Origin of the sequence: Treponema primitia ZAS-1, assembly GCF_000297095.1 — a bacterium.
GTDB classification, from domain to species: Bacteria; Spirochaetota; Spirochaetia; order Treponematales; family Breznakiellaceae; genus Termitinema; species Termitinema primitia_A.
Window position 1 is genome coordinate 22,033 of the sequence record NZ_AEEA01000113.1, and the last position, 23,102, is coordinate 45,134.

Genomic DNA, 23,102 nt, shown 5'->3' on the forward strand with positions numbered 1-23,102 from the left:
GAGAAGGGCATGAATAAATTACAGGGCACAAAAATGCCTTCAAAATTTAACTACATATTTAGTAAATACGGTATTTTGTTTGTATTGCTTTTTATCATTGTTGTTGCGGTGACAATCTCACCGGTGTTTCTGTCAAGCGGTAACCTGTTAAACATCGTGCGGCAGGTCGCCGTAATCGGGCTTCTCGCCGTGGGTATGACCTTTGTTATTATTTCAGGCGGAGTTGATATTTCGGTTGGATCGATTTTATCCCTCTCCGGTGTTGTCGCGGTAACCTGTATTTCTAAGGGGGTGAGTATACCGATGGCAATGGGCTTCGCGGTTATCGTCGGAGCTGCAGCCGGAGCAATAAATGGTTTCTTTGTTACCGTAATCGGCGGTACCATGGGGAGCGCTTTCATTGTTACCTTTGGTTCCTCAACGGTTTTTGGCGCTGTTGCGCTGATGGTAACCAATGGTCTTATTTTGCAGGCAAGCACCTACTCGGGCTATGAAATTATCGGGCAGGGATCTATCGGTTTTGTTCCAATTTCTACTATTATACTAGGCGTTTCGATGGCAGCGGCGCAGTTCCTGCTGTCAAAAACCACCTTCGGGCGTATTACGTATTGTATTGGTATCAATGATGAAGCTACGCGGCTTTCGGGCATCAAAATAAAAATCACCCGGCTTTTGGTGTACACCATTGCGGGGTTTATGGCTGGCATTGCCGCACTGGTGCTCACAAGCCGTGTAAAAAGCGCATCCCCCATCGCCGGCCTGGGCTACGAGCTTGACGCTATTGCCGCGGTGGTACTTGGCGGTACACGAATGGGCGGCGGTTCAGGCAGTATCTGGAAAACCTTAATCGGCGTTGTTATCTTTGGCGTGCTGGCCAATGCCCTCAACGTCATGGGCGTAAAATCCTATCCGCAGATCATTATCCGGGGTGTAATTATCCTTATATCAATATTGATGGATAGACGAAGCAGTAAAATTGAAAGTGAAATGCTGGCGAGGTCATAATGAAAAAAACACTGATTGGCGTTGCGCGTTTTTTACGGTCCAATATCGTCATTGTGTTTATTCTGGCGCTGATAGTACTCATATCCTTTTATTCTCCCGGCTTTTTACAGTTCTCCAGCGTCCGAAATCTGTTCATACAGATTTCTATTTATGGTATTGTCGCCTGTGCCATGACCATCGCCATCATCTGTGGAGAATTTGATCTGAGCGTGAGCTATGTGTTTCCCCTCGGGACGCTCATTTTTGCCCTTGTGTTGCCGCACTTTGGCATTATTCCCGCGATGATTGCGGCAGTTATTATTGGCGGGCTTGTCGGCTGTGTCAACGGATTTTTGGTTGCGGTGCTTAAGGTAAATGTTTGGATCGCTACGCTTAGTACCATGATTATTGTGCGTGGTATCACCCTGACCATTTGCAGCGGGAAACCGATCCCCGCAATTAACGACATTTCGTTTCTGATAGGCAATGGAAACCTCTTTCGGACCATCCCCTACCTGGCGCTGATATTTCTGGCCTTTGTATTCGTGACTGAATATATCCTTAAACGAACCACCTTTGGCCGGAATATTTTCGCCGTGGGCGGGAATTACGAAGTGGCCGCCTATGCCGGTATCAACGCGGTGTTTTACAAATTTATCATCTTTGTGATCCTTGGCTGTACGGCGGCCTTTTCCGGGGCTCTCCTTGCCGGACGGCTCCAGGCGGGTTCCCCGCTCTACGGTAATGATCTCTGTATGACCGTGGTATCGGCGGCGGTTATCGGCGGCAACAGTATTGCCGGCGGCAAGGGCGGCGCCTTACGGACCCTTCTGGGGATGATCTTCGTCGGTCTCATGCTGCAGGTTTTCAATTTTATCAACGTATACATTTATTTGCAGGAAGCGATCAAGGGTTTAATGGTGATCCTCGTTGTGTTGATGGACGCCATGGGTAATAAAAAAAGCGCCGGCGCGGTAAAATAAATGTCGGCGAAGGAAGGGAACTATGCTTAAAGGAATTCCTGGTATTCTGCCCCCTGATTTATTGAAGTTCATGATGGAAATGGGACATGGGGATGAATTGGTCATAGCCGATGCCAATTACCCCTGCCTTGGTCATCCTGCCCGGGTGGTCCGGTGTGACGGGCATGGCATACCCGAAGTATTGGACGCCATCCTGCGTTTTCTACCCCTTGATAGCTATGTGGACCATCCGGTGATATTCATGGAAGTACTGCCCAATGATCCCTATGTGCCGATTATATGGGAACAGTACCGGGATATCATCAAAAAGCATGAAGGCAAAACCGGACTGGATCTGCCGATTAATAAATATGATTTCTATAAAAGAGGCGCCCAGGCATATGCGGTTGTTACTACCGGGGAAAAATCGGGGTATGCAAATATTATTATCAAGAAAGGTGTGGTTAAGGAATAATATTATGATAAGTGTCAAAGACAAAGGGATCCTTCAAGAACTTGCAAAAAAGTATATGGAACTCGCCGTTAAGGACGTTAACAAAGAACGTATTCGCCGAATTAAGGATATGCATAGTTTAAAACCGGTGCGCCCACCGGTCTGGATCGACGAGATTCCCTGGCATGAGATGGACATTGATGGGCAGCTGGCATTGCATTGTGAGTCTAAAGAAGCCCGGGAGATTGAGTGTTTTTTCCGGAGAGTATTGTTCCGGTGGAAGTATTTTCAGGTGGATATGGTTGTTGAGGACACGCTTTATATAACGAAGGCCTACACCGACAGCGGCATAGGCATATCTATTCAGGAAGAGACCCTGTCCACCAGCGAAAATAACACCATCGTTTCCCATCATTATGAGGATCAGCTTGATACGGAAGAAAAAGTCGAGGCGCTCCATGTGCCGGTAATAAAGGCGCAGCCGGATCTTGATCGAAAAAATCTGGAATTATGGACCGAGGTTTTTGATGGTATCATACCCGTTGCGTTACGGGGTCCGGGGGTTTATTTTTATGCCCCCTGGGATGATATTGTAATGTTTAGGGGTATTCAGCCCTGTCTTTATGATATGGCGGATCGTCCTGAATTTATTCACACAACCATCCGGAAATTTACAGAAATTGGTTTGTCCCGGTTTGAACAAATGGAAGCGGAGGGACTTTTGGACTACAATCTTTCAAACCTCCATTGTACGCCTCCTTATACGGATGAATTACCCGCAAAGGATTATGACGGGGGAAAAGTCCGGATGAAGGATATCTGGTTCCGGGGTATGGCGCAGATATTTTCATCCGCCTCGCCTGCGATGCAGGAAGAATTTGATTTACAGTATATGTGTACGCTGATGGATAAATGCGCCATTGTCTATTATGGGTGCTGTGAACCGCTGGATAGGTTTATTCCCTATCTAAAAAAGATTCCGAATATGCGTAAGATAGGCTGCAGTCCCTGGTCCAGTGTAAAATCAAGCGCCGAACAGATTGGCTCTGATTATGTCCTTGCCCGTAAACCGAATCCGGCATTCTTGGGTATGGGTTTTAATACAGAACAGATTAGGCAGGAAATAACCGAGACCGTTGAAGTCTGCAGGGCCAATAAAACTCCCTACGAACTTGTGCTTAAGGATATCAGTACGGTCAATAACAAGCCCCAGAACCTGATAGACTGGGCTGATACTGCGATGGCGGTAATTGATAAATACTACAATTAATACAAAGGATAATCTTAGAAAATAAAGGTTTTTGTTGACAAATGGGATTTGTTCGCTTATTCTTTTAATATGTTATACGATCTAATTAAAAAACATAATTCGACAAATTTTTGCCGAACAATAACGGTCATCACTGGATAATATATGATAAAAAAGGTGAAATAACTTAATTAATATAACTTATAGACGCAGGAGGGCGTTTTGAAACATAAAATAAAGTCAGGCGGGGATTTGGCTTTTAATTGTATTAGTTCGGTGATTCTTTTTCTTGCGCTCCTCGTAACTTTCTATCCGTTTATGTGGATGGTTTTGAATAGTTTTCGTACCACCCAGGAGATTTTCCAACATTCCTTTGCGATGCCCAGCCATTTTAACTTTTCGGTATACCGCGATGCCTGGAAACAGGCAAATTTCTCGGCGACTTTTAAGAATAGTGTCATTGTTACGGTTGCCATTGTGGCAATCACTATCCTTTTTGGATCCATGGCGGCCTTTGCCATCGCCCGGCTCAGGTTTCCGGGCCGCATAGTTCTGCACCGTTTGCTTTCTTCGTCCATGATCATCTCGGGTCAACTCATTCTTATTCCATTGTTTTTTATCATCAGGAACCTCAAGCTTTACGATAACCTTCTGGCGGTGATTTTTTCATCGTCGGCAATTAGTATGCCCTTTGCGATTGTATTCCTCCACTCGTTTTTCCGCGATATCCCAACCGAAATTGAGGAATCTACGGTGATGGACGGTTGTCCAAAACGGGTTTTTTTCCTGCGTTTTATCCTGCCCCTTTCAAAACCAGCGCTTGCTTCACTGGGCATATTCCAGTCACTGGCCGCCTGGAATGAATATTTATATTCCCTCACTTTTTTGAAGACCGAATCTATCAGAACTATCCCCTTGCAGATGGTTAATTTCTTTGTTATGTATCGGACCGAGTGGCAAAAACTTTTTGCTGCCCTAACCATAGCCGTCGTGCCCCTGCTTATTCTGTATGGGGTATCGCAAAAGTACTTTATCCGGGGCCTTACCGCCGGTGCGGTTAAGCAGTAGGGGGATGGTGAAAAATGAAAAAGAAACTTGGCGAAACCTATTCCATATTTTCCTATTTCTACCTTCTGCCGGCGCTGGCATTGATGTTTGTTTTTGTGTTCCTGCCCCTGATCCAGAGCGTGGGGTATTCATTTTATCGTATACGGAACATGCGGCTTGACAAATTCGTGTGGTTTGAAAATTACCAAATACTGTTTGCCGATGGTTTATTCTGGAATTCCATGCGTATTACCATACAGTGGGCGCTTATGGCCGCAATATTTCCCGGTTTTGTCGGGCTTGTCCTCGCCCTGCTTCTGGAATTCAGAACAAAGAATATGGCGCTGTCGGGTATTACCCGCACAATACTCTTTATGCCCATGATGATGTCAGGGGTTGCGGTGGGCCTTCTCTGGTCGCTTATTTACAACCCCACACTCGGCATCATAAATGGGTTATTAACGGCGGTCGGTTTGTCAAGCAACGCCAATCCGGTGAACCTTTTGGGAGACGGAAAAACCGCCCTTTTTGCAGCCTTTTTTACGACCGTGTGGCAGGGATCGGGACTTTCCATGGTAACGTTTTCTGCCGCCTTGCAGGGTGTAAGCAGCGATATTATCGAAGCGAGCATGATAGACGGGGCTAATAAATTCCAGCAAATGCGGCATATCTCAATACCAAGTATAATCGGCACCATTACTACAATTATTACGATAAATCTGATTAATGGATTTAAAGCCTTTGACATACTCATGGTGTTAACAGGAGGCGGTCCGGGGACATCCACCTTGAGTACATCCCTCTACATGTACCGCCAGGGATTCTTTGCTTTGAAATTCGACTACGCTGCGGTAATGCAGGTTGTGTTGTTTATAAGCGTAACCATCTTTGTGGTAATCGTTAATTTTCTCTTAAAAAAAGTTAATGAGAGGTATACTTAGCAGAAAAGCTGCCGGGTTTAGCCTTTTATTATAAATATTTATCGGAGGAGTGAAGTTATGAAAAAGATCGGTATCATCGTAATGGTTCTGTGTCTAATCAGTACTGCCGTTCTATTTGCAGGCGGTGGTTCGCAGGGCGGAGGCGGTGGAAGTTCGGGAGAGCAGGTAACCCTTAAATTCTGGACTGATATGGCAGGCGGACGTGCGCTTGAATATTTCAAGGCGTATGAAAAGACCCACCCGAATATAAAACTGGAGGTTTCGGTGTATGAGTCACAGGACTATAAAACCCAGTCCCGCCTTGCCCTTGTATCGGGAACAAAACCGGATATATGGCAGACTAATACCGGCACTTTCCTCGATCAGTTTATCGAGGCAGGCGGGTGTATGGATATTACGAACTACATTAGCCAGTACGGTTGGGATAAAAGCCTTGGTGATGCCAGCCTCGATGTGGGCCGCCGCAACGGCAGGCTTTATGCAATTCCCAATGGCGGTTTCTTTACCTGGCAGGCTCTGTATGCCAATAAAGAATTCTTTAGAAAAAACAATATCCCCTATCCTAAGACCGTTGATGAAATGATCGCCACCGCACAGCGAATCCGCGCTGCGGGTTTGCAGCCCATAGCCTTCGGCAACAAAGACGGGTGGCCGGGCCAGATCATCCTTGGCGACTATATGGGGCAGCTTGTCGGCGCTGATTATGCGGAAAAACTCAATAAGGGAACAATAAAGTGGGATAATTCTCCCGAGCTTAAGACTGCCTTTGAAACCCTTGCTAAACTCGCCAAGGGAGGCGCTTTTATAGACGGCTATGCAACAAGCGACATGAATATCGGCGGTATCCAGTCTTGGCTTGCGCAAAAGGCGGCGTTCCTTTACGTTGGTACATGGTTCTACGATACCGACACCCAGGCGACATTGGATTTTGAGGTTGAAACAATACCGCTGCCGCTAATAAATGCCAATACCAAGTTAAAATCAATCCAACTTTATCCGGATCCCTGTATCTTTGTTGATAAGGATACAAAGCATAGTAAAGAAGCGATTGAATTCCTGAACTATTGTGTGCAGCAGGAATGGTACGAAATTTACTCGGATCAGGGAAAATGCCTAACCCCGAATGCCGAGGCAAACAAGAAACTGGATGCTCCGGCCTGGCTTAAATCGGAACCGATCTTGAGCCAGATGAGCCTGCCCATGTTTAATTATTGGACAACCCAGTTCCCCATGCCTGTTGAGGAAACGCTTGCTAATAATATTAAGATGGTGTTTGAAGGATCAATTAGTGTGGATCAGGCGCTCAAGAACATTGAGCAGGAACACGCAAGGAATAGGTAAGAAAAAAACGTACGTTTTGGTTACCTGGAGAAAACCGCATATTTTTTGCAGTGCCCGATACTGAATGCGGTTTTCTCCGATTTTTGATATCCCAGGAGCCCTATTTTGACAAACCGTGAATTATTTCATGCAACCATGGCCGGAGAAAACGGAAGACAATTACTCCACATGGAGCAGGGTTTCAATATCGTGTATAATAACTGGCTTAAGGATGGTCTGCCGTCAAATGTCGATAATTGTGATTTTCCCGCCTTTGGGAAAAACCGCAATTTATACGATTACATGAATGTTACCGGTTACTTGTATTGTCATATTAACCAGTTCTGCGTTCCCAAGTTTGACGAAGAACTTATTGAAGAGACCGCAGAAACAAAGGTTTACCGTAACGGTAATGGTGTTGTTCTTAAGGAACGTACCAAGGCATCTGTGGAAGGAACGGCAAGTTTTTCACCTCCCCAGGAAATTGATTTTACCATAGCAAGCGAAAAGGCCTATATGGAAAACCGTCACCGCCTGACCGGGAATGGGAATCTCCGTTTTGATAAGAAATGGCTTGCGGATAATGCGGAAATCATAAGAACCCAGCAGGACTATCTGCCGACCCTCTGGATCCACGGTCCCTTTGCGTATCTTAGGGAACTCATGGGAACTGAAAACGCCATGATACTTCCCTATGAAGAACCGGATCTTATCAAGATGATGCTTAAGGACCATCTTGAAGTTTCCATGGCCGCTGCGGCGCCGGTCATAGAAGCCTGTAAGCCCGACATGTGTTTTGTCTGGGAGGATTGCTGCGGCAGTACCGGTCCATTTGTTTCTCCTGCGATTTTTGACGAACTTATCGCCCCTTGGTACAGGGCCTTTAAGGATTATCTTTTATCAATGGGGGTTAGGTGGATCATGCTTGATACTGATGGAGATCCTTCTCCTCTGGTGAGCCGATGGTACGAGGCGGGAGTAGACTGTATGCAGCCCTGGGAAGTGAACGGGGTGGATATGTTGAAGTTTGCCGATGCATATCCTGAGTATGTCATGATGGGCGGCATTTACAAACATATGTTTGAACCCAACGATCTTTCTCAAGTAGGCAGGTTTACTACTACGGACGTTCACGAAGCGATTGATATGGAATTAAAGCGGGTGGTTGAACCTATGATGAAACGGGGGCGCTACATAGCGGCCTTGGATCACTGGGCTTTTTGGGGAACCACCTTTGACGGATATACGCACTATAGTAACAGACTTTTAGATTACGGAAAGGCCAACACGGTAACCCGTGTATAAAACAATACGGTATAACGCATAAAGGAGCAATTGTATGAATAATCCTGACTGGCACAAGAAAAACTACCGCCGCAATCTGGTGGATATGCACATCGAAGCATGGGATCCCGATTTTTTAACTCAATTCGATCCCAAGGCCTATGTGGACTGTATGATAGCGGCAAACGTAAGCTGCTGTATGGTCTATGCCAATTCCCATGCGGGCTTTGCCTACTGGCCGGCGCCGGGGGGGAATCAGCATCCTAATTTAAAGGGAAGGGATATCTTTGGGGAAGTGGTAGATCTTTGCCACAGGAACAACATCGAAGTTATCACTTACTACACGTTAATCTACGATAACTGGGCCTACAACCAGGACCCGGCGTGGCGCATCATCCAGGCGGACGGATACTCCGCACGGGAGCAAACAGAATTATTCTCCGGCCGTTACGGCCTGGCCTGTCCCAATGCGGAAGGCTACCGGGAATTTACCCGGAAGCAGGTTACCGACCTCGTAACCAAATATGAATTTGAAAGTATTTTCTTTGATATGACCTTTTGGCCATCGGTCTGTTATTGCCCCAGTTGTAAGGCGCGCTTTGAAAAAGAGATAGGCGGCGTCATGCCCAGGATCATCAATTGGAATGACCCAACTTGGAACGCATTTCAGGATGCCCGGGAAAAATGGCTTAACGAATTTGCGTTCTTCGCTACCAACACCGTTAAGGCCTTAAAGCCAAAGGTTACGGTTAACCACCAATACTCCCTGATTACCCAATCCTGGGTCCGGGGGGTTACGGAGGATCACACCGACCCCTGCGATTATGTGGGGGGTGATTTCTACGCCGGTCCTACCGAACAGGGGCTTATCTGCAAGCTCTTTAATTCCCTAAGCGGCAGTTTTGAATTTCACACCTCCCGCTGTCTCGGACTGGGGGACCATACCACGGTAAAAACCATGGAACACCTCAAACTCCAATCCTGTATCGCCCTGGCCCACAACGGGGCCTTCCTCTTTATCGACGCCATCGATCCGGTGGGAACCCTTAACAAGGAATTTTATCAAAAGATGGGAACCATACTGCGGGAATTTCAGGAGTACGAACCCTATCTGGGGGGCAGCATGATTGCCGATGTGGCTATCCTCTTTGATATGTGGTCAAAATTCGATTTCCATGACAACGGCAAAAATGCACTGGATCCAAGCGCCCAAGGAATGCCCCACCTGGATGCGGTGGTCGGAGCGGCCAGGGCGCTCAAGGAAAAACATATTCCCTACACGGTTATCGGCCGCCGGAATCTGAAGAATGGGATTGATAAATACCGGGTCATCATCATGCCCGATATTCTGCGTCTTTCCGATGAAGCGGCCGAGGATATCCGGGCCTATGTCAGGGCCGGCGGTACGGTCTATGCCAGCGGTCACTCGGGGATTACCAACCTTGGTGATGTTTTTGGTTTCGAACCGATTGGTGAGACCGCTCAGGAATTTACTTACCTGGCGCCAAGTGCCGGCGGCAAGTCATTCTTTGCCGATTCCAGTCCCAAGTATCCCCTGGCCCTTAATACGCTGCAACAGATTGTCAAGGCAAAACCAGGAGCAGCGGTGCTGGCAACCACGGTACTTCCCTACACGGACAGAACCGATTCCGGAAATTTTTCTTCCATCCATTCCAACCCTCCGGGTGTCCCCACGGATAATCCGGGGATGATCGGTACTGCTTTTGGTAAGGGAAGGGTTATCTGGGCTGCCGGTCCTATTGAAGGATATAAGGAAAACTTTCAGGATAAGGTATTTATATCCTGCATTGACAATCTGCTGGATAAAAAGTATTCCGTTATTTTTGAAGCCCCCCCTGCGACGGAAGCGATCTGTTTTGCCCAGGATGACGGTATCATTGTAAGTATACTCAACACCCAAACTACCCTCCCACCGGTAACGGTTCATGACCTGCATTTTACCATTGACCTTAAGGGGCGGTCATGTGCACAGGTTCTGTTGCTTCCCAAACGGAGTGAAATAAAATTTACAGAAACCGATGGTGCGGTACGCTTCGATCTGCCGCCCCTGGAATTGTTCCACATGGTTAAAGTAGTTTACAAATAAGGGCGGATAAATCATGGCGCTATTGGGTATTGATGTTGGTTCCACAGGCTGCAAGGCCATTATCTTTGACTTAAACGGACAGTTGCTCAAGTCAGCCTACCGGTCGTACCCCATGCTCTATCCCCAGCCGGGATGGCGCGAGCTGGACAGTGAACAGGTTTTTTCCGCAGTGCTGGAATGTATCGAAGAATGCTGCGCCGGCGGCATAGGTCCCAGGGTTCGCTCCTTGAGTGTGTCCGCTCAGGGGGAAGCGCTGGTACCCATAGACCGTTCCGGCTGCGCCCTGGCAAACTCCATGGTCTCCTTCGACACCCGGGATATTGCCGAGACCGGGTGGATCCGGAATAACCTGGACCTGGATTACATCACCGAAAAAACCGGGGTGCCCCTGCACACCATGTTCAGCCTGCCAAAAATACTGTGGATAAAAAATCATGATCCCGGGGTATACGCCAAAACCTGGAAGTTCCTCTGTTTTGCCGATTATGTGGCCTTCCGTCTTGGCGCCGATGTGGCGCCGACCATGGACCATTCCCTGGCATCCCGGACCATGCTTTTTAATATTCCGGAAAAGAAATGGGATGCTTCGCTGATCAATGCCGCAGCCATAGATGGCGATAAATTACCGGCCCTGGCCCCCTGCGGGACACCATTGGGAACCGTTAAAGAGATTTATCGTAAGCGTTTTGGTTTTACCACCGATCTTATCATCGCCACCGGTGGACATGATCAGGTTTGCTGTGCCCTGGGGGCGGGGGTCCTCTCCGGCGGGGACGCTATGAATTCCATGGGAACCACGGATAGCATCGTTTGTGTAAGCCCGGTCTTTACCTCAGGGAAGCGGCAGATGGAGGCCAATATCCCCTGTGGATCCTACGGCGTAAGCGATCTCTATGCCGCCCACTCCTTTGTGCTCAGTACCGGTTCGGTGATTCAGTGGTTCCGCAATACTTTTTACGGCGGGGACGCCCGGACTTCCTATGCGGAACTGGATGCCCAAGCGCAAAAAATCGGCAAACCGTCGGGACTGTATCTTTTGCCCCATTTCTCCGGATCCGGTACCCCCTATCTGGACAGCAGCTCAAAGGGAATATTTGCGGGCCTGTCCCTGGAAACGGAAAAGGCGGAAATATACCGGGCAATCCTGGAAGGGATATGCTATGAACTGCGGGTCAATATTGAAAACATGGAAAGCGCCGGAATATCAATTGAACGGATGAAGTGTATAGGCGGCGCCGCCAAGTCGGATTTTTATCTGCAATTGAAGGCTGATATTACCGGTAAGCCCATAATAAAACAGCGGGTGGAAGAAGCTGGCTGCCTTGGAGCCGCCCTTTTAGCCGGACGCGCCGCCGGCCTCATCCCCGACACCGGAGCTATTCTTAGACGCTTCACCTCGGAGGAAAAAACGTTCCTGCCAAATCCCGTATGGCAGGATGTATATTCAAGTTGTTTTGAAAAATATAAATCGGTTTATACCCTATCACGGACTTTGTTTAGCTAAGCCCCGATCATGATTGAGTATTTCGGGGTATTTCAACCGGTCCCGCATGATGACCAAAAAGGGCCAATACGGCGTTTACCTTATCAAGCCGGATACGGTCTTTCCCTTGCTCCAGTTCCCGGATAAAACGGAGACCTACCCCCGCTTTTTCCGCCAATTCCACCTGGGTTAAGTTGGAGAATTTTCGGTGTTCCTTAATAAAAACGGCAAAAGAGTTCATAAATAAATTATACCCTAATGGGTATAAAATGTCAAATATTATTAAAATTATACCCTATAAGGTATAATTTTAATTCTGATAGCCGTAAGTTTCATTGTCCTTATTGTGTCTGATGTTCTTGTCTAAGCCCCGGGCTTTTGTAATAATAGTTCTATATTTATGGAGGAACTTCTATGAAGAAGAAAATCGTCCTCGCCTATTCGGGCGGCTTGGATACCACGGTAATCATCCCTTGGCTTAAGGAAAATTACGACTGTGATATTATCGCGGTCTGTGTGGACGTGGGCCAGGAGGCGGACTGGACAACCATTAAACAACGGGCCCTGGATACCGGCGCCCTGGCCTGTTACGTGGCGGATGTAAAGAAGGAATATGTGGAGGACTATGTATGGCCTGCCTTAAAGGCCAACGCCCTCTATGAGGATAAGTATTTGCTGGGAACCAGTACCGCCCGGCCACTCATCGCCAAGGTATTGGTGGACTACGCCCGTAAGGAGAAGGCCTACGCCATAGCCCACGGCGCCACCGGTAAGGGGAACGATCAGGTTCGTTTCGATCTGGGGATCATGGCCTTTGCACCGGATATCGAGATCATCGCTCCCTGGCGGACCTGGGATATTAAGAGCCGGGAAGAGGAAATCGAATATCTGGAAAAACGGAATATACCCGTACCCATGAAAAAAAAGGATTCCTACAGCCGGGATGATAACCTGTGGCATATCTCCCACGAAGGGCTTGAACTTGAAGACCCCGCCAACGAGCCTTCCCTCCAGGGGATGCTCAAGATGACCGTTCCTCCGGAGAAGGCCCCCAACAAGGCTGAGTATGTGGAAATCGAATTTGAAAAGGGCATCCCCGTGTCGGTGAACGGCAAGAAACTCGACGGGGTCAGCCTGATAAAAACGCTGAACAAAATCGGCGGCGCCCACGGGGTGGGCCTGGTGGACCTGGTAGAAAACCGGGTGGTGGGGATGAAGAGCCGGGGGGTCTACGAAACCCCCGGGGGCAGCATACTTTACTACGCCCATCAGGAGCTGGAACACATCTGCCTGGACCGCCAGACCTACGCCTTTAAGCAGCAGGTGTCCAATAAGCTTGGCGAGGTGATCTACGGCGGCCTCTGGTTTACCCCCCTGCGGGAAAGCCTTTCCGCCTTTGTGGATTCCACCCAAAAAACCGTCACCGGCAAGGCGCGGCTTAAACTTTATAAGGGCAGTATCAGTGCTGCGGGAGTAAGTTCCCCCTATTCCCTCTATAATACCAGTATCGCCAGCTTTACTACCGGCGAACTCTACAACCATGCCGATGCCAAGGGCTTTATCCGGCTCTACGGCCTCCCGGTTCTGGTACGGGCGCTGATGCAGAAGCGCGGTAAGGGCGCCAAGGCCGGTAAGATAACGGACGCCAAGTCCAAGGGTACCGCCGGTTGAGGATCTGGGGCCTGTACCCGGATCCTGATCCAACGCATAATGGAGGTTCGGTAAATGTCCTGTAACAAAATCTTACCTGATGAAGGCTACGTAAAATATACCGCCGTTCATACCCAGGCTCCGGCAACGAATCATCTCCTTTGGGCCTCACTTAACCATGCCAGGACGCAGCTTTACGATTTAGGTTTAATCGGGATGCTTCCGAACGGGGTCGGTTTCGGCAACCTGAGCATTAGAGTTGAGGGGGAGGAATTCCTCATAAGCGGAACCGCCACCGGGGCCAATCGGGTACTCACCCCGGATGATTATTGTCTCGTGCGTTACTGCAATATCGAAGGGAATTCGGTAGTGTCCTTTGGGCCCATCCGGGCCTCTTCGGAATCCATGAGCCACGGTGCAATTTACCGCGCCTGCCCAAAAGCGAATTCGGTGATCCATATCCATAGTAAAACTATTTTTGAAGGTATGCTGGATGATAAGCTGTTGTCCACCCCAAAGACCGCAGCCTACGGAACCCCCGAGATAGCTTATGCAATTAGCAATGCTGTTGAGCGGTGGGGAAAGGAACAGGGGCAGATCGTTCTTGCCGGTCATGATGATGGGGTCATTGCCTGGGGTACTTCAGTTGAAGAGGCCCTTGCGCAGGTGCTGGAACTTTATGAAAAATATGGCAGTAGGAAAAATGAGCGGTAAGGAGGATCGTATGGCTGTTGTCGGTATTATCGGTGGGAGCGGCTTGGACAATCCTGATATTTTTTCTAACTCCCAGGATGAGGATGTGACAACGGCCTATGGAAAGCCCTCGGCCCCCCTAAAGCATGGGATCATCGGCGGTGTCCCGGTGGTCCTGTTGGGCCGCCATGGACGGGAACACACCATTCCTCCCACACAGGTAAATTACCGGGCGAATATTGCAGCCCTTAAAGCTGCGGGGTGTACCCACATTCTGGCAACCACCGCCGTAGGATCCCTGCGGGAAGAAATCCGCCGCGGCGATTTGGTGGTGATTGATCAGTTTATCGATTTTACCAAACAGCGGAACATGAGTTACCATGAAGTCTTTGAGCCCCATAATCCGGTACATTGCGCCATGGCCGATCCCTACGACAGCCGTCTCCGGAAAATCCTAATTGACGAATGTAAGCGCCTGCAATATCCCCTCCACGAGACGGGGACAGTGGTCACCATCGAAGGTCCCCGGTTCTCCACCCGTGCGGAGTCCCACATGTTCCGCGCCTGGGGGGCGGACATCATTAACATGTCCATTGCCACCGAAACGGTTCTGTCCAATGAGGCAGGCATCCCCTATGCGGCGATTGCCATGAGTACCGACTACGATTCCTGGAAAACCGACGAAGAGCCGGTCACCTGGGAAGCTATTTCCAAGGTCTTTGCGGAAAATGCCGCACGGGTAACAACCCTGCTGACACAGGTGATACCGCAGATATAGTGCGGAATTTTTTTATATAGGTTTTATATGGCAGAAAACAATAAAAAACCGGCCCCCGGTGTTCTCTGGGCCGGGCGGCTTGCAGAAAAACCGGAAGCAGAAGCCTTTGCTTTCCAGGCATCCATCTCCGTGGACCAGCGGCTTGCCCAGGACGATATCCGGGGCAGCCGTGCCCACGCAGCAATGCTGGGAGAACAGGGCATTATCCCCAGGGATACTGCGGCTGCGCTGGACGCTGAGCTGGAGCGTATCGCGGTGGAACTGGAATCGGGAACGCTTACCGTTGATGAAGGGGCTGAGGATATCCACTCATTTATAGAAGGAATTCTCACCGAACGCCTTGGGGATGCGGGCCGGGTGGTCCATGCCGGACGCAGCCGGAACGATCAGGTTGCCCTGGATTTCAGGCTCTACCTCAAACATACCGTGCCGGAACTTATGGCGGAACTCACCGAAACTATCATTGCCATCCTGGACAAAGCGGAAAAACATACTGAAAGCCTTATGCCCGGTTATACCCACCTCCAGCGCGCCCAGCCGGTAACCCTGGGCCACCACCTCGTTGCCTGGTGCGCCGGTCTGGTCCGGGACCGTTCCCGCTTTGCCGACGCCCTGCAGCGCCTGGACGAATGTCCCCTGGGTTCCGGCGCCCTGGCCGGATCGTCCCTGCCCCTGGACCGGGAGGCTACGGCGAAGGCCCTGGGTTTTACCCGGCCCACCCTCAATTCCATGGACTCCGTGGCGGACCGGGACTTTGCCCTTGAACTGAGCGCAGATTGCGCCATCACCATGACCCACCTGTCCCGGTTCTGCGAGGATGTGGTCCTCTGGGCAAGCGAGGAATTCAAGTTCATCAACCTGGCCGAATCCTGGAGCACCGGTTCTTCCATCATGCCCCAAAAGAAAAACCCCGATTTTGCCGAGCTTATCCGGGGAAAATCCGCCCGCACCACGGGTAATCTGGTAACCCTTTTGACCCTCCTCAAGGGTCTGCCCTATGCCTACGATAAGGACCTTCAGGAGGATAAGGAAAGTCTCTTCGACAGTCTGGATACGGTCCGTAGCTGCCTCCGCATGTTCCGGGGCATGATGGTCAGCGCCGCCTTTAATACGGAGCGTATGGAAGCGGCCTGTATCGGGGGCTTTCTGGAGGCCACCGATGCTGCGGAATACCTGGTCCGTAAGGGCCTCCCTTTCCGTAAGGCCCACGAAGCCGCCGCCCTGGTAGTTCGGGATTGCGTAGCCGCAGGTCTTACCCGCATTGCCGACCGTACCCTGGTGGAACTCAAAACCCGCTCGGAACTCTTCGAGGCGGACCTCTACGACGCCATTACCCCCGCAGCCTGTGTGGCGGCACGGAAACTGCCCGGCGGCCCCGCCCCGGATGAAGTGGGTCGGCAGATCCGGGTGTTGCGCGGGGAACTTCGTTGCAAGTAGCGCGGGGAACTTCGTTGCAAGTAGCGCGGTTTGAAAAATAGGTAAAAACCAAAAACATTGACACATATAGTAAGCCCTGTTATTATGCAGGGATGGACACTATGAAGACAGTCAAGGATAAACAAATTCTGGTTGGCGCGGACTTTGCGGGATTTCCCCTTAAAGAAGCGGTGGTAAAGCACTTAAAAGCCAAGGGATGGACCGTAACCGATATCGGCGTACGTTCTGTGGACGAGGCGAATCCGGAGATGTTCCACCGCATCGGCCTTAAGGTTGGCGCAAAAATCTCCGAAGGCGAATTTGAACGGGCGCTTATCTTCTGCGGTACCGGTATGGGAATCCATATCGGGGCAAGCAAATGTCCCCGGGTACACTGCGGAGTAGTGGAGAGTGTGCCGGCGGCGCGCAGGGCCATAACCGGAAACCGCGTCAATGTTCTTTCCATGGGAGCTTTTTATGTAGCCCCCCAGATGGGGATGGATATAGCCGATGCATTTCTGGAAAATAATTTTGGTGACGGATATGAGGACTGGGAAGGTTTTTACGATTTCCACAAAATCGCTATTGATGAATTGGACGCCTTCGATTACGAAGAATTTAAGAAGAACGGCTTTGAGGTGAAAAAGATCGGTGATGTCAAAATGGGAAAGCCGAAATATGGGGTACTCGCCTAGATTCAGCTTTAACGTTCCGCGAAGACCCTTTCCAGGGTCTTCCGGGTGTTGATTCGCCGCCTGCGTTCTTAACTTTTATTTCAAACAGAGCAATCTTATCGGAATAGATATATCCCAGTATTGGTTTTTCCATGTCCATACGGATCTTCGTGTCATACAATGGGATCCATTGGAGGGAAGTATATGCTTAAAGTTGTGGATATTCGCTGTGAATACCGTGTCAATCCAGTAGGTGTTTTTACGGAAAAACCCCGATTCAGTTGGAAAATAGAGACGGATAAAAATAAGCTGGAACAAACTGCCTATGCTATTGAGGTGGCCCAGGATAAGGATTTTTCTGTTTTCCTCTGGCAGAGCGGAAAGGTAAATTCCCGCCAATCCCTGCTGATTACCTATGAAGGTAAGGCCCTGGCATCATCAACAAAGTATTACTGGCGGGTTAAAATTTGGGACAACCAGGGTGAAGAAAGCTCCTGGGGGGACACCGCCTTTTTTATAAGCGCCCTGTTTTCTAATACAGAATGGAAGGGTTATTTTATCAGCGGTGAGGATGCCGATTCCAGAGCGTCCTCTGCGGGAACCCTGGTGAGGAAGGAATTTACCCTGTCTAAGGATATCAAGTCCGCACTCCTCTATGCCGGCGCCAAGGGGGTGTACGAAGCCTATCTTAACGGCGCCAAGGTCGGGGACTATGTACTTACCCCGGGATTTACCGAGTATCAGCATCGCTTGTTGTTTCAGACCTATGATATCACCGATCGGGTGACCAAAGGCGCTAATGCCCTGGGTTTTCTGGTAGGCCCCGGCTGGTATAAGGGGGATCTTGCAGGCTGGTTGAACTACCGGGGGATCTACGGGAACAGAACTGCGGTGATCGCCCAGATCCGGGTAGAATACAGTGATGGGACGGTGGAGCTTATCGCCAGTGATGATACCTGGAAGAGATCCAATGCCCCGGTTACGTATTCTGAACTATACCATGGGGAACACTACGATGCCCGGCTGGAACAGCCTGGTTGGGACAAACCCGGTTTTGCCGATGGTTCCTGGAAGCCGGTTTATGTGGAGAGCAAGGATCTGGGGGCCCTCAAGCCCCAGGATGGAGTTCCGGTAAAGGAACAGGAATATTTTAAACCCCGGGAGATTATTACAACTCCCCAAGGCGATAGGGTAATAGATTTTGGGCAGAATATTTCCGGATGGGTGCGCTTTAAGGTTTCGGGAAAAGCGGGTGATAAGGTCCGGATCCGTCATGCGGAGGTTCTGGATGCGGCAGGAAATTTTTACACCGAAAATCTCCGGACGGCAAAACAGACCAATGAGTATATTCTCAAAGGCAGCGGCGTCGAAACCTATGCGCCCCATCTTACTTTCCAGGGATTTAGGTATGTGGCTGTTGATGAATATCCCGGCGAAATAAAAAAGGAGAATTTTGAAGCGGTGGCTATCTATTCTGATATACGTTCCGCCGGGATATTCTCTTGTTCCCATCCCAAGATAAACCAGTTTATCAGTAATGTGCGCTGGAGTATGAAAGATAATTTTGTGGATATTCCCACCGATTGCCCCCAGCGGGACGAGCGGCTTGGTTGGACCGGGGATGCCCAGATTTTTGTTCGTGCCGCCAGTTATCTGATGGAAACTGCCCCCTTCTTCAGAAAGTGGCTGCGGGATCTTGCGGCCAGCCAGTACCCGGATGGTCAGGTTCCCCATGTGGTGCCCGATGTTTTGAATGGCATCTCCCAGGGAGATGCCCGGATTACCCAGGATGCGGGGGCCTGCGCCTGGGGAGATGTGGCGGTGGTAGCGCCATGGACCATCTATACCTACTTTGGGGATAAGGAACTTTTGGCGGAGCAGTATCCCAGCATGAAAAAATGGGTTGAATATATCCATGGGGTGTCGGAGAAGGGTGTCCTTTGGAATACGGGATTCCAGTTCGGCGACTGGGTAGCCTTGGACGCTAAAGAGGGCAGTTACTTTGGCGCCACCCCCAATGATCTTTCCGCCACCGCCTATTACGCCTATTCTACTTCCCTCCTGGCAAAGTGCGCAGCAATACTGGGCAAAGATGATGACGCTAAAAAATATACAAAACTCCGGGAGGATATAGGCGAGGCATACAAGAATGAATTCTTCAGCCCCCGGGGACGGCTGGTGGCGCCGACGCAGACCGCTCACATTCTTTCTCTGGTTTTTGATCTTACCCCTGCGGAATATAAAAACCGCACCATAGCAGCACTCGCCGCTCTTTTGGCGGAAAACGACAATCACCTCACCACGGGTTTCTTGGGAACCGCATATATACTGCGGGCCCTCCAGGAAAACGGCCGTATTGATCTGGCCTATGATCTGCTGTTAAAAGAAGATTATCCCTCCTGGCTGTACCAGATAAATAAGGGAGCCACCACAATTTGGGAACATTGGGACGGGCTTAAACCGGATGGTACCATGTGGAGCCCCGACATGAATTCCTTTAATCACTATGCCTATGGAGCTGTCTGCGACTGGATTTTCAGTGTCATGGGCGGCATTGACACGGATCGAGACAAGATTGGTTTTGCCCACAGTATTATTCACCCCTGTCCGGGTGGGGGCATCAATTGGGCGGAAACGCAATACGAATCCGGCTATGGCTTATTGGCGGCGCGCTGGGAAATAAACGGCGGGAATATAACTATTAAAGTTACCATCCCTCCCAATACCACCGCTTCGGTAACCCTGCCGAAGGCCGGTCCGGGAACCATTAACGGTACGAGCTTTGTAAAAGCGGATGGAGGGGCATCCGCAGTTCTCGGTTCCGGAACCTATTCATTCACCTACCCATTCGGAGGGTGAGCGGCCGGTGATGGTTCTGAATACCCGGCTGAAGTAGAATTGATCACTGTAGCCCACCAGGGCTGCTATATCCCGTATCAGCAGTTCCCGGTCCGTCATATACTCCTTAGCTTTTTCAATCCTGATGATGGTGAGATAGTTGATAAAGGACTGTCCGGTGTACTTGCGAAACAGGCGGCTTATATAGGTTTGGGAAATGCCGAAATGGCCGCTTAAAGATTGGAGGCTTAGGCTTTCCGCTAGATGGGCCGAAAGATATTTTTTGATAAGGGTAAAAAACTCCGGAGTGTCCACCTTGGCTATTGTCTGATTGGGCAGGATCTTGTCCAGCACATCCATGAGGCTTGCGGAAAGATCCCCGTAACAGGTGGCGTAGGCAAATGCGTCGTTTATCATCAATTCAATTTCTTCGGGGGAGACAGGACTTTTTAATTCATACTTTATATCCCCCAGAAAGGATCGGACTACTTGTTCCAGGGCTAATTGACTCTGTTCTTCCCGCCGGTACTGGTTCAGGAGATCCTCCAGGAGTTTTTTGATCCGGTCCGGTTTATTTTCCCGGAGAAACAGCCTGAGGGAGTCCTTAAATTCCCAGTCTGCCGGTGGGGACTTTGGGATTAAGCGTTGGTTTGTTAAGTGGGCCACGATAAGCTGGGTCATTCCAATGATAAGTCCCTGATCCAGAGCTTTATACAGGGAGCGGACCACCATGGGTAGTTCCGTCAGGGGAAAAGGCTGCCCCCAAATGAGGGTTGTCGTATACCCCGGGATCTCCTGGTGTTTAAAAACATCAGTAAAGTGATCGTTTGGTAGTTCTCCTGTGGCAATATGGAGGTATTCCATCTCGTCACGCCCGGTGAGGGTAAACCAATCTTCCCCGGCCCTGTCCATGATTCCCCCAATGAGGGGGGAAAAACGACTGGGCAGTCCATTTATTCTCATCAGGGCGGCGGTATAAAGCGGGGCGGGAAAGTATGCATTGAGTTTATCCGGGGGAGGCGCATCCTCACCCAGGAGTTGTCTGAGCAGGCTTAAACGATTCTGCCGTTGTTCGTTTTCAATAAGCGGAACAACCCGGTCCAGGGACGCCCTAAGCGTAGCGGGGCTAATAGGCTTAAGGAGGTAGTCTACGGTGCCGTGCCGGAGGGCGGTACGGGCATATTCAAAATCTTGATAGCCGCTTAGTATAATTGTTTTGATATCCGGCAGTTCTTCATGGAGGGTACGGATCAATTCAAGGCCGTCCATTACGGGCATCCTAATATCCGTAAGCAGGATATCCGGATGGTATTGACGGGCCAGTTCCAGACCGGTTTTCCCGTTATCCCCAGCGGCAGCTAATTCAAACTGTGGACAATAGATCCTCAGAATATCACGGATATGTTCCGCCGCCGCCGGTTCATCTTCCACAAGGATTATTTTATACATGGCTGCCTATGATCACCACAGCCCCCTCAGGACTGTCATTCCCTTTGGGAATGTTGGAAAACCGTAATACTGCGTCTGTACCGAAGAGTATCAGGAGACGGGCGTATATGGTGGGGATCCCCATGCCGCCTATGTCCATATTGAGATTCCCTTCCTGAATCCGGTTCCGCAGTTCCGCCATTTTTTGTACCAGCCGGTTTTTCTTATCCGCAGTAAAGCCGCTGCCATTATCCCTTACTTCTATATACCAAAAATCATCTTCTATCCATCCCCGTATGCTGATCCGCATGACTTTGGGGGAATCCGTAAAACCGTGGGTTGCGGCATTTTCAACCAGTTGCTGTACAACTATTTTGGGTATCTTTTTATCCAGCACATCTTCGCCGATGTGAATCTCATAGATCAATTTATCCAGATACCTGGTTTTAAGCAGATACAGGTAATGCTCCACATATTCCAATTCTTCCCGGATCGTAACCAGCCGCCGTTCTGTTCCCGCAGAATAACGGAACATGGATGCCAGCCCTTCACAGATTTCGCAGATAGTTTCATTGCCGCTCTTTACCCCCTGGTGGGAAATAACATTCAGTACATTGTACAAAAAGTGGGGATTTACCTGGGCCTGGAGGGCGTCGAATTCGGCCTGGAGATGGAGCAGGCTCATCTGTTCCTCCTTATGCCTGGCCTGGTTAAGCCGCTTTATAAGCCGGTTATAGCTTTGGTAGAGTTGTACCAATTCATCATCCCGGTGTTCAAAGGCCAGTTCTTCCGTATCATCCAGATTGGTCTTATCCATCCGGGAGATGAGCCGGCGTATGGGTACCGTAACCCTGGTGGAGAGGATGAAAATAACGAACACCGAAAGCCCCCAGAGCAGTAAAGCCATTAGGATGGTAATGCCGGTAATATCCTTAACTGCTTTCATCGCGCCTTCTCTGCTCTGCATGACGATGGTATAGATATCCGTATACGATGAATAATAGGAGGCGGCGATATTTCTGCCGATATGATCCAGGGGCTTTCCCCCTAGGGTGGGATTTTTGGTAATCAGTTCCCTCAGGAAGCGATTGGTTTCGGAATCAAACTGGGAAAAAAAGATTTCCCCCCGGCTGTTGATCGCCGCCGCCGGGATGGTCCCCCGGGTGTCCAGGCGGTAAATAGCTTCCAGATCCGAAAAGGGTTTTTGTACTTCGATATAGCTTGCAATATTATTCCCCATCACCAGCCGGGTAATGCTGAAGACATCCCTGGGGTTCCGGATATCCCAGGGATCAGGGTAGGGGGACCGCAGGATCGCCTTACCCATGGCGGCGTCCACCCAGTCCATACGGGTAGGTTTGGCATTCCCATCAGGGATGGTATAGATATTTGCATTGCTGGTCAGGATATCCCCGTATTCGCTGAAGAAGGTAACCCGGTGAAAGTTTGCGGTATTGCAGTAGGTTGCAAGGGCAGTGCGGATTTCGCTTTTTGCGTTAGCGATAAAAATCTGGGCGCCCGGTTCCATCCGTTTAGTCCGGGCAAGGACGGTGATAGCGGAAAGGGTTTTGCTGTCCGAAAGTAGAAATTCGGTGATAAAACGCATGGGCCGGACCATTTCATCCAATTGGTGGGACATATTTTTACTGAGCACATCCAGATCCAGTCTATTAATTTCTTCCAGGCGTTTAAGGTTATAGGTTTCAAAAATAACGGCAATGAAAACGATAATGACGGTAACCATGAGGGAATAGGTAAGCATTAACCTGGTTCTGAACCGCATTTCAGCTCCTT

The 23,102-nt window shown here is 49.7% G+C and carries 19 protein-coding genes; 16 read left to right on the forward strand and 3 right to left on the reverse strand.

The features are described from left to right. The first annotated feature begins 9 nt into the window (after positions 1-9). From TPRIMZ1_RS0114760 to TPRIMZ1_RS19230, 10 genes are all read left to right on the forward strand, one after another. The gene (locus TPRIMZ1_RS0114760; RefSeq protein ID WP_010261834.1) at positions 10-1,005 is read left to right on the forward strand and encodes an ABC transporter permease; all 996 of its coding nucleotides are present in this window, start codon (positions 10-12) and stop codon (positions 1,003-1,005) included. Next, positions 1,005-1,967: an ABC transporter permease gene (locus TPRIMZ1_RS0114765; protein ID WP_010261836.1), complete on the forward strand. Its 963-nt coding sequence runs from the start codon at positions 1,005-1,007 to the stop codon at positions 1,965-1,967. Before TPRIMZ1_RS0114760 ends, TPRIMZ1_RS0114765 begins: the two co-directional genes overlap by 1 nt. A 22-nt stretch (positions 1,968-1,989) precedes the next feature. After that, positions 1,990-2,421, forward strand: a complete 432-nt coding sequence (locus TPRIMZ1_RS0114770) for an RbsD/FucU family protein (protein WP_010261837.1) — start codon at positions 1,990-1,992, stop codon at positions 2,419-2,421. 4 nt (positions 2,422-2,425) lie between these two features. After that, entirely contained in the window at positions 2,426-3,670 is a 1,245-nt protein-coding gene (locus tag TPRIMZ1_RS0114775; RefSeq protein WP_010261839.1) for a hypothetical protein, read from the forward strand. A gap of 201 nt (positions 3,671-3,871) precedes the next feature. Further along, positions 3,872-4,717, forward strand: coding sequence for a carbohydrate ABC transporter permease (locus tag TPRIMZ1_RS0114780; protein WP_010261843.1), 846 nt, complete (start codon positions 3,872-3,874; stop codon positions 4,715-4,717). A gap of 14 nt (positions 4,718-4,731) precedes the next feature. After that, entirely contained in the window at positions 4,732-5,637 is a 906-nt protein-coding gene (locus TPRIMZ1_RS0114785) for a carbohydrate ABC transporter permease (protein WP_010261845.1), read from the forward strand. A 57-nt stretch (positions 5,638-5,694) separates the two neighbouring features. Beyond that, entirely contained in the window at positions 5,695-6,978 is a 1,284-nt protein-coding gene (locus TPRIMZ1_RS0114790) for an ABC transporter substrate-binding protein (RefSeq protein WP_010261848.1), read from the forward strand. A 105-nt stretch (positions 6,979-7,083) separates the two neighbouring features. Continuing rightward, the gene (locus TPRIMZ1_RS0114795) at positions 7,084-8,262 is read left to right on the forward strand and encodes a uroporphyrinogen decarboxylase family protein (protein ID WP_010261850.1); all 1,179 of its coding nucleotides are present in this window, start codon (positions 7,084-7,086) and stop codon (positions 8,260-8,262) included. 34 nt (positions 8,263-8,296) lie between these two features. Further along, positions 8,297-10,348 carry an alpha-amylase family protein gene (locus TPRIMZ1_RS0114800; protein ID WP_010261853.1) on the forward strand — a complete coding sequence of 684 codons (2,052 nt, stop codon included), beginning with the start codon at positions 8,297-8,299 and terminating at the stop codon, positions 10,346-10,348. Between the two features lie 13 nt (positions 10,349-10,361). After that, entirely contained in the window at positions 10,362-11,852 is a 1,491-nt protein-coding gene (locus tag TPRIMZ1_RS19230) for an FGGY-family carbohydrate kinase (protein ID WP_010261855.1), read from the forward strand. A gap of 7 nt (positions 11,853-11,859) precedes the next feature. On the opposite strand, the gene TPRIMZ1_RS0114810 is transcribed toward TPRIMZ1_RS19230, so the two are convergent. After that, positions 11,860-12,072, reverse strand: a complete 213-nt coding sequence (locus TPRIMZ1_RS0114810; protein ID WP_010261857.1) for a helix-turn-helix transcriptional regulator — start codon at positions 12,070-12,072, stop codon at positions 11,860-11,862. A gap of 173 nt (positions 12,073-12,245) precedes the next feature. Here TPRIMZ1_RS0114810 and TPRIMZ1_RS19235 point away from each other — a divergent pair, with 173 nt between their 5' ends. From TPRIMZ1_RS19235 to TPRIMZ1_RS0114840, 6 genes are all read left to right on the forward strand, one after another. Then, positions 12,246-13,502, forward strand: coding sequence for an argininosuccinate synthase (locus TPRIMZ1_RS19235; protein WP_010261859.1), 1,257 nt, complete (start codon positions 12,246-12,248; stop codon positions 13,500-13,502). A gap of 54 nt (positions 13,503-13,556) precedes the next feature. After that, on the forward strand, positions 13,557-14,195 hold the full coding sequence (locus TPRIMZ1_RS0114820; RefSeq protein WP_010261861.1) for a class II aldolase/adducin family protein: 639 nt from the start codon (positions 13,557-13,559) through the stop codon (positions 14,193-14,195). Between the two features lie 10 nt (positions 14,196-14,205). After that, positions 14,206-14,952, forward strand: coding sequence for an S-methyl-5'-thioadenosine phosphorylase (gene mtnP, locus TPRIMZ1_RS0114825; protein WP_010261863.1), 747 nt, complete (start codon positions 14,206-14,208; stop codon positions 14,950-14,952). A 27-nt stretch (positions 14,953-14,979) separates the two neighbouring features. After that, the gene (argH, locus tag TPRIMZ1_RS0114830) at positions 14,980-16,389 is read left to right on the forward strand and encodes an argininosuccinate lyase (RefSeq protein ID WP_010261864.1); all 1,410 of its coding nucleotides are present in this window, start codon (positions 14,980-14,982) and stop codon (positions 16,387-16,389) included. 101 nt (positions 16,390-16,490) lie between these two features. Then, positions 16,491-17,063: an RpiB/LacA/LacB family sugar-phosphate isomerase gene (locus tag TPRIMZ1_RS0114835; RefSeq protein ID WP_010261866.1), complete on the forward strand. Its 573-nt coding sequence runs from the start codon at positions 16,491-16,493 to the stop codon at positions 17,061-17,063. Positions 17,064-17,246: 183 nt separating this feature from the next. Next, a complete protein-coding gene (locus tag TPRIMZ1_RS0114840; RefSeq protein ID WP_010261869.1) occupies positions 17,247-19,901 on the forward strand; it encodes an alpha-L-rhamnosidase in 2,655 nt (884 codons plus the stop codon). Here the strand turns inward: TPRIMZ1_RS0114840 and TPRIMZ1_RS0114845 are convergent. Both TPRIMZ1_RS0114845 and TPRIMZ1_RS0114850 read right to left on the reverse strand, forming a co-directional pair. Continuing rightward, on the reverse strand, positions 19,875-21,329 hold the full coding sequence (locus TPRIMZ1_RS0114845; RefSeq protein ID WP_010261872.1) for a response regulator transcription factor: 1,455 nt from the start codon (positions 21,327-21,329) through the stop codon (positions 19,875-19,877). The genes TPRIMZ1_RS0114840 and TPRIMZ1_RS0114845 overlap by 27 nt on opposite strands. Then, entirely contained in the window at positions 21,322-23,091 is a 1,770-nt protein-coding gene (locus TPRIMZ1_RS0114850) for a sensor histidine kinase (RefSeq protein WP_010261874.1), read from the reverse strand. Before TPRIMZ1_RS0114850 ends, TPRIMZ1_RS0114845 begins: the two co-directional genes overlap by 8 nt. Positions 23,092-23,102 lie beyond the last annotated feature (11 nt).